At 70.2% G+C, this 12,316-nt stretch carries 13 protein-coding genes and 1 pseudogene; 13 read left to right on the top strand and 1 reads right to left on the bottom strand.

The annotated features are described in order from the left end of the window. From B7767_RS15675 to B7767_RS15620, 12 genes are all read left to right on the top strand, one after another. Positions 1–602: adenylate kinase (locus B7767_RS15675; protein ID WP_085572728.1), on the top strand; the 602-nt coding region annotated here is incomplete at its 5' end. A gap of 340 nt (positions 603–942) precedes the next feature. Next, positions 943–1,779: a type I methionyl aminopeptidase gene (map, locus tag B7767_RS15670; protein ID WP_085572727.1), complete on the top strand. Its 837-nt coding sequence runs from the start codon at positions 943–945 to the stop codon at positions 1,777–1,779. A gap of 280 nt (positions 1,780–2,059) precedes the next feature. After that, positions 2,060–2,281, top strand: a complete 222-nt coding sequence (gene infA, locus B7767_RS15665; RefSeq protein ID WP_003948620.1) for a translation initiation factor IF-1 — start codon at positions 2,060–2,062, stop codon at positions 2,279–2,281. A 59-nt stretch (positions 2,282–2,340) separates the two neighbouring features. Continuing rightward, the gene (rpmJ, locus tag B7767_RS15660) at positions 2,341–2,454 is read left to right on the top strand and encodes a 50S ribosomal protein L36 (RefSeq protein ID WP_003998809.1); all 114 of its coding nucleotides are present in this window, start codon (positions 2,341–2,343) and stop codon (positions 2,452–2,454) included. A gap of 192 nt (positions 2,455–2,646) precedes the next feature. Further along, the gene (gene rpsM / locus B7767_RS15655; protein ID WP_004984507.1) at positions 2,647–3,027 is read left to right on the top strand and encodes a 30S ribosomal protein S13; all 381 of its coding nucleotides are present in this window, start codon (positions 2,647–2,649) and stop codon (positions 3,025–3,027) included. Positions 3,028–3,093: 66 nt separating this feature from the next. Further along, a complete protein-coding gene (rpsK, locus tag B7767_RS15650) occupies positions 3,094–3,498 on the top strand; it encodes a 30S ribosomal protein S11 (RefSeq protein ID WP_003956432.1) in 405 nt (134 codons plus the stop codon). 244 nt (positions 3,499–3,742) lie between these two features. Beyond that, positions 3,743–4,765, top strand: a complete 1,023-nt coding sequence (locus tag B7767_RS15645) for a DNA-directed RNA polymerase subunit alpha (RefSeq protein ID WP_003966937.1) — start codon at positions 3,743–3,745, stop codon at positions 4,763–4,765. A gap of 173 nt (positions 4,766–4,938) precedes the next feature. After that, entirely contained in the window at positions 4,939–5,439 is a 501-nt protein-coding gene (gene rplQ / locus B7767_RS15640; RefSeq protein ID WP_085572726.1) for a 50S ribosomal protein L17, read from the top strand. A 168-nt stretch (positions 5,440–5,607) separates the two neighbouring features. Next, the gene (gene truA, locus B7767_RS15635; protein ID WP_085572725.1) at positions 5,608–6,474 is read left to right on the top strand and encodes a tRNA pseudouridine(38-40) synthase TruA; all 867 of its coding nucleotides are present in this window, start codon (positions 5,608–5,610) and stop codon (positions 6,472–6,474) included. Positions 6,475–6,845: 371 nt separating this feature from the next. Then, on the top strand, positions 6,846–8,261 hold the full coding sequence (locus B7767_RS15630) for a glycosyltransferase family 2 protein (RefSeq protein WP_085572724.1): 1,416 nt from the start codon (positions 6,846–6,848) through the stop codon (positions 8,259–8,261). Next, the gene (locus B7767_RS15625; RefSeq protein WP_085572723.1) at positions 8,261–9,274 is read left to right on the top strand and encodes a glycoside hydrolase family 26 protein; all 1,014 of its coding nucleotides are present in this window, start codon (positions 8,261–8,263) and stop codon (positions 9,272–9,274) included. Before B7767_RS15630 ends, B7767_RS15625 begins: the two co-directional genes overlap by 1 nt. After that, positions 9,274–11,082 (top strand): glycosyltransferase family 39 protein, encoded by a 1,809-nt coding sequence (locus B7767_RS15620; RefSeq protein WP_256923447.1) that lies wholly within the window; start codon positions 9,274–9,276, stop codon positions 11,080–11,082. The genes B7767_RS15625 and B7767_RS15620 overlap by 1 nt, the downstream gene beginning before the upstream one ends. 14 nt (positions 11,083–11,096) lie before the next feature. Here B7767_RS15620 and B7767_RS15615 read toward each other — a convergent pair whose 3' ends face one another. After that, entirely contained in the window at positions 11,097–11,984 is an 888-nt protein-coding gene (locus tag B7767_RS15615; protein WP_085572721.1) for a hypothetical protein, read from the bottom strand. A gap of 74 nt (positions 11,985–12,058) precedes the next feature. Between B7767_RS15615 and B7767_RS47290 the strand changes: the two are divergent. After that, positions 12,059–12,316: pseudogene (locus tag B7767_RS47290) on the top strand (hypothetical protein); the annotation flags it as partial.

The following is a 12,316-nucleotide window of genomic DNA, read 5'->3' as shown; positions in this document are numbered from 1 at the left end:
CCCGCCTTGCCGAGAAACTGCGCATCCCGCACATTTCGACAGGCGACCTGTTCCGCGGCAACATCAGCCGGCAGACCGAGCTGGGGAAGCTCGCGAAGTCCTACATGGACGCGGGCAGTCTCGTCCCCGACGAGGTCACCATCGCCATGGCCAAGGACCGCATGGAGCAGCCCGACGCCGAGGGCGGCTTCCTGCTGGACGGCTTCCCGCGCAACGTGTCGCAGGCCGAGGCGCTGGACGAGCTGCTGCAGACCGAGGGCGTCAAGCTGGACGCGGTCCTCGATCTGGAGGCTCCCGAGGACGAGGTCGTCAAGCGGATCGCCGGGCGGCGGACCTGCCGCAACGAGTCCGCGCACGTGTTCCACGTGACGTACAGCCCGCCGAAGCAGGAGGGTGTGTGCGACGTCTGTGGTGGTGAGCTGTACCAGCGGGACGACGACTCCGAGGAGACCGTGCGGACCCGGCTGGAGGTCTACCACACGCAGACCGAGCCGATCATCGACTACTACCGGGCGCAGGGGCTGGTCGTGACCATCTCCGCGATGGGTCCCGTCGACGAGGTCACGGGGCGGGCGCTGGAGGCGCTGAAGAGCGGCAAGTAGTCCTCGTACGTCGGTCGCAGCCGCGGTTCCTTCGAGTAAGGGGCCGCGGCTGTGGCTTGGCGGGGGGCGGTCGCGCGGCCCGGCGCCGTCGCGCCCGCCCTCCTCCGCTCCCGGCTTCTCCCCTCTTTCGGCTTCGCTCGAGCGGGGGACCCCCATGAGCGGGGGACCCCCATGAGCGGGGGATCCCCACCGCCCCGGGGGCGCCTTCCGGGCCCTTGAGGCGCCGGGGGAGGCGCGACTGCCCGCGGTTGGCGTGATTGCCCGCGGGAGCGGGGCCGGGGCCCCTTATCGTTGGAAGTGTTCGTTCCCTCTCCTGGTCCCAGAAAGGCCGTCGTCCCCCATGGTGCAGATCAAGAGCCCTGAGCAGATCGCCAAGATGCGTGAGGCGGGGTTGGTGGTCGCCGCCATCCACGCGGCCACCCGTGAGGCCGCAGTGCCCGGGGCCACGACGAAGGATCTGGACCTGGTCGCCCGCAAGGTGCTCGCGGAGCACGACGCCAAGCCGAACTTCCTCGGCTACGGCGGTTTCCCCGCGACGATCTGCACCTCGGTGAACGACGTCGTCGTCCACGGCATCCCCTCCGACGACGTCGTCCTCAAGGACGGCGACATCATCTCCATCGACTGCGGCGCGATCATCGACGGCTGGCACGGCGACGCCGCGTACACCGCGTTCGTCGGGTCCGGCCACTCCCCGGAGCTGGTCGAGCTGTCCCGGGTGACCGAGGAGTCGATGTGGGCCGGCATCGCGGCCATGAAGCAGGGCAACCGGCTCGTCGACATCTCCCGCGCGGTCGAGACGTACATCCGCCGCCAGCCCAAGCCGGGCGGCGGCAAGTACGGGATCATCGAGGACTACGGCGGCCACGGCATCGGCACCGAGATGCACATGGACCCGCACCTGCTGAACTACGTCGACCGCAAGCGGGGCAAGGGCCCCAAGCTGGTCCCGGGCTTCTGCCTCGCCATCGAGCCGATGGTCTCCCTGGGCACCCCGAAGACGAAGGTCCTCTCCGACGACTGGACGGTCATCACCACCGACGGCACCTGGTCCTCCCACTGGGAGCACTCGGTCGCCCTCACCGAGCAGGGCCCCCTGGTCCTGACCGCCCCCGACGGCGGCAAGGCCAAGCTCGCGGAGATGGGCATCACGGCGGCTCCGGACCCGCTCGGCTGACGGCCGGGCCCCGTGCGGTCCGCCGGTCCCTCCGCCGGAGGCCGGCGCGGCCGCTCGCGGCGCCTGTGAGGTACCCCGGGCGCCGAGCCCGCGAGGGCGGCGCCAGGGGAATGGTTCCGCTCGGTTAAGGATCTCCCGCGTGGGGCAGGATCTCTCGATTCGTGTTTCCGGGTGCGCTGACGTAGACTGACTCGTCGGCTCTTGTGCACCCGCATGCCTGCATGTGCTACACACGGTGCACGCCAGAGTCGATCAAGGTAGTCGATTCGAAGGGCGAAGCGTGGCCAAGAAGCAAGGTGCCATCGAGATCGAGGGCACTGTCGTCGAGTCTCTTCCGAACGCCATGTTCAAGGTCGAGCTCCAGAACGGCCACCAGGTCCTGGCACACATCAGCGGCAAGATGCGCATGCACTACATCCGCATCCTCCCTGACGACCGGGTCGTGGTGGAGCTGTCTCCGTACGACCTGACGCGTGGCCGGATCGTCTACCGGTACAAGTAGATCTTGCCCGCTCCCCGGCACGCCGGGGTGATGGCACTGACCCGGAGAACCTCACACCCATGAAGGTCAAGCCGAGCGTCAAGAAGATCTGCGACAAGTGCAGGGTGATCCGCCGTCACGGCCGGGTCATGGTCATCTGCGAGAACCCGCGCCACAAGCAGCGCCAGGGCTGACCGCAGCACGATCGACCCTCTGCGACTTCCGCAGAAATTCGCGCGACGCGAGCAACACACGTTCATACGCAGGTCCCGAGCCGCACGGCTCGACACCCCCGGCTCGGAGGCCGGGGACCTGGTCCGTACCTGGTACGGCGGGCCGGGATCCGGTCCTGTGGAAGACCTCCGACAATCAACTGGAGCCATTGAATGGCACGCGTTTCCGGTGTTGACATCCCGCGCGAAAAGCGCGTGGAGATCGCCCTCACCTACGTGTTCGGCATCGGCCGGACCCTTTCGCAGCAGACGCTGGCCGCCACCGGCGTCGACCCGAACACCCGCGTTCGCGACCTCTCCGAGGAGCAGCTCGTCGCGATCCGCGAGTACGTCGACAACAACATCAAGACCGAGGGTGACCTCCGTCGCGAGATCCAGGCCGACATCCGCCGCAAGGTCGAGATCGGTACCTACCAGGGTCTGCGTCACCGTCGCGGTCTGCCCGTCCGCGGTCAGCGCACCAGCACCAACGCGCGTACCCGCAAGGGCCCGCGTCGCGCCATCGCCGGCAAGAAGAAGCCGGGCAAGAAGTAGTCCTCAGCGGACTTCGCCGTCCAGCGGTCTTCGCTGTAGGACCGACCACCTCCCGTAGGAGTACAGATGCCCCCCAAGGGTCGTCAGGGCGCTGCCAAGAAGGTGCGCCGCAAGGAAAAGAAGAACGTCGCTCACGGCCACGCGCACATCAAGAGCACGTTCAACAACACGATCGTGTCGATCACGGACCCGTCCGGCAACGTGATCTCCTGGGCCTCCGCCGGCCACGTCGGCTTCAAGGGCTCCCGGAAGTCCACGCCGTTCGCCGCGCAGATGGCCGCCGAGTCGGCCGCCCGCCGCGCCCAGGAGCACGGCATGCGCAAGGTCGACGTGTTCGTCAAGGGCCCGGGTTCCGGTCGTGAGACCGCGATCCGCTCCCTGCAGGCGACCGGCCTCGAGGTCGGTTCCATCCAGGACGTCACGCCCACCCCGCACAACGGCTGCCGTCCGCCGAAGCGTCGTCGCGTCTGACGCACGGGTTCGGTCGGTCGGCTCCCTGCTGGGGGTGCGGGGGTCGTCCCCCGCAATGTCGCAGCACGGCTGCCGTCCGCCGAAGCGTCGTCGCGTCTGATCCGTCGCGTCGTTCCCGACGCGTCCGATCTTGCTTCACCAGGGTTTTCACGGGCGGTACGACTCCTTCGGGTCGTATCGCCCGTACCCTTGCAGTACTAGTCGGGCGTCAAATAGCGGGCGCCCCTGACTGAAGGATCACCACATGCTGATCGCTCAGCGTCCCTCGTTGACCGAAGAGGTCGTCGACGAATTCCGCTCCCGGTTCGTGATCGAGCCGCTGGAGCCGGGCTTCGGCTACACCCTCGGCAACTCCCTCCGCCGCACCCTCCTGTCGTCGATCCCCGGTGCCGCTGTCACCAGCATCCGCATCGACGGCGTCCTGCACGAGTTCACCACCGTGCCGGGCGTCAAGGAGGACGTCACCGACCTGATCCTCAACATCAAGCAGCTCGTCGTCTCGTCCGAGCACGACGAGCCGGTCGTGATGTACCTGCGCAAGCAGGGTCCGGGTCTGGTCACCGCCGCCGACATCGCCCCGCCGGCCGGTGTCGAGGTGCACAACCCCGACCTCGTCCTCGCCACGCTCAACGGCAAGGGCAAGCTGGAGATGGAGCTGACCGTCGAGCGCGGTCGCGGCTACGTCTCCGCCGTGCAGAACAAGCAGGTCGGCCAGGAGATCGGCCGTATCCCGGTCGACTCGATCTACTCGCCGGTCCTCAAGGTCACCTACAAGGTCGAGGCGACCCGTGTCGAGCAGCGCACCGACTTCGACAAGCTGATCGTCGACGTCGAGACCAAGCAGGCGATGCGTCCGCGTGACGCCATGGCCTCCGCCGGCAAGACCCTGGTCGAGCTGTTCGGTCTCGCCCGCGAGCTGAACATCGACGCCGAGGGCATCGACATGGGCCCGTCCCCCACGGACGCCGCCCTCGCCGCCGACCTGGCGCTGCCGATCGAGGAGCTGGAGCTCACCGTTCGGTCGTACAACTGCCTCAAGCGTGAGGGCATCCACTCCGTGGGTGAGCTCGTCGCCCGCTCCGAGGCGGACCTGCTCGACATCCGCAACTTCGGTGCGAAGTCCATCGACGAGGTCAAGGCGAAGCTGGCCGGCATGGGCCTCGCGCTCAAGGACTCGCCTCCCGGGTTCGACCCGACCGCGGCCGCGGACGCGTTCGGCGCGGACGACGACGCGGACGCCGGGTTCGTGGAGACCGAGCAGTACTGAGAGCTCGGGCCTTCCGGTCCGTACTCGGGTGCGGGTGCGCTGTGCCTGATCGCGCAGTTCCCCGCGCCCCTTCCGGGCCCCTCCGGGGGCCCGGATCTCCGACAGGCGACCGTCTGCTCGGATACTGACCCCGGTACCTGATACGGCCGGGGCAGACACCTAGGAGAAACACCATGCCGAGGCCCACCAAGGGTGCCCGTATGGGCGGCAGCGCCGCGCACGAGAAGCTCCTCCTCGCGAACCTCGCGAAGGCGCTCTTCGAGCACGGCCGCATCACCACCACCGAGGCGAAGGCGCGCAAGCTGCGTCCGTACGCCGAGCGTCTGGTCACCAAGGCGAAGAAGGGCGACCTTCACAACCGCCGTCAGGTGCTCCAGGTGATCACGGACAAGAGCATCGTCCACACGCTCTTCACCGAGATCGGCCCGCGGTACGAGAACCGTCCCGGTGGCTACACCCGCATCACCAAGATCGGTAACCGCCGTGGCGACAACGCGCCCATGGCCGTCATCGAGCTGGTCGAGGCGCTGACGGTGGCGCAGGAGGCCACCGGCGAGGCCGAGGCCGCGACGAAGCGTGCGGTCAAGGAAGACGCCCTCAAGAAGGACGAGGCCGTCGAGGCCAAGGCTGACGAGGCCACCGAGGCTCCGGCCGAGGAGTCCAAGGACGCGTAAGCGTTCTGCCGGGGGCTGTGCGATGACGGCTGCGGCAGCGTCGTGGCTGGTCGCGCCCGCGCGGCGGAGCCGCATGTCGAGCACAGCCCCGCGCCCCTTCCAGGGCGTTGGCGGGTCCGTTCCCTTCGAGGGGCGGGCCCGCTTTCGTGTTGCTGAGAGGATCTCTGGGTGAGTGACGAAGTGGAGCCGGGGTCCGTGCGGGTCCGGCTCGACCTTTCCTACGACGGGACCGGGTTCTCCGGGTGGGCCAAGCAGGCCGGTGGGCGGCGGACCGTACAGGGGGAGATCGAGGACGCGCTGCGGACCGTGACGCGGTCCGGGGGGACGACGTACGAGCTGACCGTGGCCGGCCGTACCGACGCCGGGGTGCACGCGCGGGGGCAGGTCGCGCACGTCGACCTGCCGAGGGAGGTCTGGGCCGAGCACCACACGAAGCTGCTCAAGCGGCTCGCCGGGCGGCTGCCGAGGGACGTACGGGTGTGGGCCCTCAGGGAGGCACCCGCCGGATTCGACGCCCGGTTCTCCGCGATCTGGCGGCGCTACGCCTACCGCGTCACCGACAACCCGGGCGGAGTGGACCCGCTGCTGCGCGGCCATGTGCTGTGGCACGACTGGCCGCTCGACGTCGACGCCATGAACGAGGCGGCCCGCGGTCTGCTGGGGGAGCACGACTTCGCCGCGTACTGCAAGAAGCGGGAGGGGGCCACGACCATCCGGACCCTCCAGGAGCTGAGCCTGGTGCGCGGCGAGGACGGGATCATCACCGCCACCGTCCGCGCCGACGCCTTCTGCCACAACATGGTCCGCTCGCTGATCGGCGCGCTGCTGTTCGTCGGCGACGGCCACCGCCCGCCGGACTGGCCGGGCAAGGTGCTGGCGGCGGGCGTACGGGACTCGGCCGTCCACGTCGTACGCCCGCACGGCCTGACCCTGGAGGAGGTCGGCTACCCGGCCGACGAACTCCTCGCCGCCCGCAGCAAGGAGGCCCGCAACAAGCGCTCCCTGCCCGGGAGTCCGGGATGCGCGACCTGCTAGTTCCGTCCTGTTCCTGATCCCGCGCCCCTCCTGGCACATTCGGAACGTAGTGCTCCAGTCGCCCCCTTACCGTCCTGTTGTCTCTCGTATACCCTTGTGGCGCTCGGTCACGGGTTCGGGGAGGCCGGGCGAGGGTGGGGGCGACGGGCCGGCCGAGGTCCGGGGAGTTTCATATGGCTTCAGTGGGCCCGGTGCGGGCCGGGGGGCGCCGTGAACCGCGCCGGAGCGGCGGCCGACGCAGGGCGCCACGCGGTGGCGGAGCTCCGCCGGGGCTGCTGCCGGTTCCGCCGACGGACCGGGAGAAGTACGCCTACGCGCGCCGGCACTTATGGGTCCTGACGGTCGGTTCACTGGTCAGCTTCTGCTGCCTGGTGGTCAGTCAGTTCAAGCTGGCACAGGCCGCGCCGCTGTTATGGGCGTACACGCCGCTGCTCGCCTTCACGGTCGTCTACTACCTGGTGTCGCTCCGGGTGAACGGTTTCAGCCGTGACTTCGACATCGCCCGCCACCGGCGACTGGTCCACGACTGGCGGCCGGAGACGTACCCCACCGTCGACGTGTTCCTGCCCGTGTGCGGTGAACCCATCGAGGTCCTGCACAACACCTGGAAGCACGTGCGGGCGATGGCCGACCACTACCCGGGCGTCTGCCTCCCGTTCGTGCTGGACGACGGTGCCAGCCGCGAACTGGAGGCCATGGCACGGGACTTCGGATTCCGCTACGGGACCCGCGAGAACCGCGGCTGGTTCAAGAAGGCGGGCAACCTGCACTTCGGGTTCGGCCGGTCCGGCGGCGAGTACATCCTGATCCTCGACGCCGACTTCACGCCGCGCGCCGACCTGCTCCAGGAACTCCTGCCGTACATGGCGGCGGACCCGCGCATCGGCATCGTCCAGTCGCCGCAGTACTTCCGTGTCCTGGACTCGCAGAACTGGATCGAGCGCGGCGCGGGCGCCGTGCAGGAGCTGTTCTACCGGTCCGTGCAGGTCTCCCGGCAGGGCAGCGACGGCGCCATCTGCGTGGGCAGTTGCGCCGTCTACCGGCGCGCGGCCCTGGACACCAACGGCGGAACCACGCTGATCGAGCACTCCGAGGACGTGCACACCGGTTTCGACCTGCGCGGCCTCGGCTGGGACCTGCGCTACGTGCCGGTCGCGGTGTCGACGGGCGTGTGCCCGGACAGCGCGGGCGCCTTCTTCAACCAGCAGTACCGCTGGTGCTCCGGCTCCATGAGCCTGCTGGGCAGCAGGAAGTTCTGGCAGGCCGGGATCAGGCCGTCGAGCCGCCTGTGCTACCTGTCCGGCTTCTTCTACTACATCCACACGGCGCTGTTCACCTTCGCGGCCCCCGTGATCCCGATCGTGCTGCTGCTGGCGATGCCGGAGAAGCTCCTGGTCGAGCACCTGGTCCTGGTGCTCCCCAGCATCGTCTACACCACGATCGTCTTCCCGATGTGGCACAAGGCGCCCTACCGCCTGGAGGCCTGGGCGGCCCGCATGATGTACGGCTGGGCCCACGTCTTCGCCATCTGGGACATCCTGCGCGGGAACCGCATGGGCTGGCAGCCCACCGGCTCGTCCGGCGCCGGGAGGAACAGGACCCGGCGCTTCTGGACCGGCATGTGGGTGTGGAGCGGTGGCACCGCCCTGGTGTGGGTGGTCGCCGCGGTGTACCGCACGTTCACCATGAACGCCCCGGACTTCGCGCTGATCCTGTCCTCCGGACTCTTCTACGCCCTGGTGGTGGCCCGCGTCCTGGTGCAGCCCCGGGCGGGGGTGACGGCCTGATGCGCCTGCTCTCCCGCACCCGTACGGTGCTGTCCTCCTGCCTGCTCGCGGCCCTGCTGCTCGGCGGCTGCTCGTCGCCCGGCGACGGACCGGCCGGACCGGACGCGACCGGCGGCGGCCCGAGCGCCGGGAGCGCCGGGAGCGCCGGGGCGAGCGTCCCCTACGACGTCGTACCGCTGCTGAAGCCGCCGAGGAAGTACTTCGGCGCCGCCGTCGAGGGCGCGCCGCACTCGATGAAGGGCGTCGACGCCTACACCGGGATGGTCGGCAAGCAGCCGAACCTCATCGAGTACTACGCCGCCTGGGGCGACGGTTTCGACGCCACCGGTGTGCGCAACGCCTGGGCGGAGGGCGCCCTGACGCTGATGTCCTGGGAGCCCTTCGACACCCCGCTGGCCGACATCGCGGTCGGCGGGTCGGACGCCTACGCCAAGGAGTACGCGACGGCGGTGCGCGAGCTGAACCTGCCCGTGGTGATCTCCTTCGCGGACGAGTTCAACGGCCACTGGGAGAAGTGGGGCACCGAGCACACCACCCCCGAGGAGTACGTGGCCGCCTGGCGGCGCGTCCACGACACCTTCGTCGACGCCGGCGCCTCGAACGTCATCTGGGCCTGGTCGCCGAACATCGTCAACCCGGTCGGCGAGGTCGAGCTGGAGCCGTACTACCCGGGCGACGGCTACGTCGACTGGATCGGCCTGATCGGCTACTGGACGCTGGAGGAGGACAGCGCCTTCGACAGCCTCTTCGGGCCGACCCGGGACCGGGTCCGCGCCTTCACCGGGAAGCCGATGCTGCTGCTGGAGACCGCGGCCATGGCCGGCGAACGGCGACGGGACGACATCCGCAACCTCTTCGAGGGCGTCACGGCCGACGACGACATGCTCGGCTTCGTCTGGTTCAACCACAGGAAGCGCGCCGACTGGCGGCTGGAGGCGAGCCCCCTGGCGCTGGAGGAGTTCAGGCGCCTGGCCGCCGACGACCGGTTCGGCTTCGACGTACGGAAGCCGTGATGACCCGACCCGACCACCGCACGCCGGGGCCCCACGACCCGTACGCCGAGGAGGACACGGCCGGGGGCCGGTTCGACTCCGACGGGTCCGTGCCGCGGCGGCCGGGCGATCCGCAGGACGGGTACGGCCACGGCCACGGCACCCGGACCCAGCCGTACCCGCGGCAGCCGTACCGGCCGGGCGTCCCGGAGCAGCCGCAGGGCGGTCACGACGACCGGCCGACCCGTGCGCTGCGGGCCGTGGCGGAACGGGCGCCGGCCGGGCCGGGCTACCACGTGCCCGACACCCCCGAGGTGAGCTGGGACATGGCCACCGGCAGACGGCGGGTCTGGATCAGCCGGGCCGTGCTGCTGTGCGTCCTGACCGTCCAGGCCGTGCTCTCGCTGCGGCTGTCCAACACCGCCTTCCAGGACGAGGCCCTGTACCTGGCGGCCGGGCACGCCCAGCTCGACCGACTGCTGCACGGCACCCCGCTCCCGAAGGACTACGCGGCGTACTTCTCCGGCTCGCCGCAGCTCTACCCGGTGCTCGCCGCGCTCGTGGACGGACGGTTCGGGCTCGCGGGGGCCCGGTCACTGAGCCTGGTGTTCATGCTCGCCACCACCGGGCTGCTGTACTCCCTCACCCGCCGCCTGTTCAACGAGCGGGCGGCACTGGCCGCGGCGGCGCTGTTCGCGGTGCTGCACTCGACCGTCGTCATGGGGTACTACGCCACCTACGACGCCGCCGCGGTGTTCCTGCTGGCGCTCGCCACCTGGATCGTCGTCCGCACCGACCGGGCTCCCGCCGCGGCCGTCCTGCTCGCCGCGCCCGTGGCGGTCCTGGCCGTCGGCGTGAAGTACGCGGCCGCGCTGTACCTGCCGACCGTCGTCGTGCTGGCCCTGCTCACCGCCTGGCCCCGCCGGGGCGTCGGGCCGGCGGTGGGGCGGACGGTGCTGCTCGGCCTGGGCATCGGCGCGCTCCTGGCGGCCGGCGTGTACGCCACCGACCTGATGGCCGGCGTACGGCAGACCACCACCGACCGCGAGCACGGCACCGACGGCGCCGGCTTCCTGCTGCGGCGGTCGGCGGAGTGGGGCGGCCTGATGTTCCTCACCGCCGTCGGCGGCGCCGTCTCCTACGTCCGGCGCAGCCGCATGCACGAGTCACCCCTCGCACGGCGGCTGGACGACCCCGGCCGGCGCCGACGGGCCCTGCTCGGGCTGGTGCTGTGCGGCACGGCGGTGCTCGCACCCGCCTACCAGGTCCACCTGGCCACCCAGGTGTCGCTGTTCAAGCACATCGGCTTCGGGCTGTTCTTCGCCGCGCCCATGGCCGGTGTCGGCGTGACCCGCCTGGTCGGCGCGCACTTCCGGTACCCGCAGCTCGGCATCATGCTGTGGACGGCGATGCTCTGCCTGGGCATCGCGCAGGCGGACTGGCGGTTCGCCCTCTGGCCCGACTCCTCGAAGATGGTCCGGACCGTCGAGCCCTACATGAACCCCCGGGGCCACTACCTCGGTTCCACACCCGAGGTGCCCCTCTACTACTTCCGCGAGGAGACCACGCACCGCCAGTGGCAGAGCGTCTTCGGCATGGAGTACAGGGACGAGAAGGGCACGTACTTCTCCGGGGACGACGCCTACCGGGCGGCGCTGCGCGACGGCGAGTTCGACCTGATCGTCCTCGACGGGCTCACCAACCCGCGGGTGGACGACATCGTCGTGGAAGCGGTCAGGGGCAATCCGCACTACCGGCTCCTGGCGAACCTGCCGTTCCGCAACTCGGCCGGCACCGGTGAGTACCGCGTCTGGATCAAGACCTCCTGAGCGCCGGGCGGCGGCTACCCCTCGGCCGCCGCCGACGCCTGGGCCACGCCCCTGCGGCGGATCTGGCGGAACGTGAACTCCTGGAGGTCGTCGCCCGTGGCGAAGACGGCCGTGTCCTTCGTCGTCACGTCCTTGCCGGCCGTGAAACCGGCGATGGTGAAGTAGGCGTAGCGGCCGTAGGAGTTGGTGGTGGAGCGGCAGACCGCACCGGAGCAGAAGTCCTTGACGCCGCCGCCCGACAGCGACTTGACGATGCTCTTCTTGTCGGCCTGCTGCTTCGCCCTGGTCGCCTGGGCCTCGGTGTCGAAGACGGCCACGCCGACCGTCACCGCCATGTCGTCCTTGGTGTAGGTGACCCGGATCAGGCGGGTGCAGTCGTTGTCGTTCAGGACCTTCGGGAGCGTGGACTTCGCGGCCGAGGCGCAGTTCCCGGTGTCCGCCGTCGGGCCCTTCTTGTACACCGCCTCACCCATGGTGAGCTGGGTGCCGGGGAAGAGGATGTCGGGGCTCAGCGGGGCCTTGTCCTTCTTCGCGCTGGCGATGAAGTCCTTCGGGTCCAGCGGCGGCGGGGCGCTCGTCGGGGCGAACGACGGGGCCGCGCCCGTCGGGCTCGGTATGTCGACGTCGGTGGCCCCGGGCACTTGGGAGGAGGTGCCCGGCGAGGCCTCGTCACTGCCGTTCGCCGAGACGACGGCGACCGCCACGGCCGTGCCTATCGCGACGGTGGCGAGCGCCCCGCCGCCTATGAACAGCAGCCGGCGCCGCTTGGCGCGGGCCTCGGAGGCGTCGGCGAGCGCGGCCCAGTCGGGTGACTCACCGGAGCCGCCGCCGCTCCAGGGCTGCTGGGAATTCGGTTTCCAGGGATCCCACTGTTGTTGAGGTCCCCCCTGCCCAAAACTCATGGGGCGCATCTTAGACGGGGCTCGGGGTGTGCAGGCCCGCCCCAACGGGCTCCAGTGGCCATAGCGTTACCGCCGTGGCGGCGAGCAAAAGCGACATCTCCGGGTGGTTGGTGCGCCCCGCGCGTGGTCCCCTGTGGGCCGGACTCGTGGCGGTGCCGGGGGCGCTGACGGTGCGTACGGCACCGGTGACCTCGGACGGAGGGACGGACGACGCGACCGCCGTGGACGCCGGGCGGACCCGGCCGGCCGGTGGTCCGCCGTACGACGACCGGAACTTCCCCCGTCTTCCGGGCGCGGCCGTGGCCGCTGCCCCGCAGGCGCCGCCGTCGCGG

It is taken from the genome of Streptomyces sp. 13-12-16 (assembly GCF_002114215.1).
Classification (GTDB): Bacteria; Actinomycetota; Actinomycetes; order Streptomycetales; family Streptomycetaceae; genus Streptomyces.
This window is presented reverse-complemented; position numbering and strand designations above follow the sequence as displayed.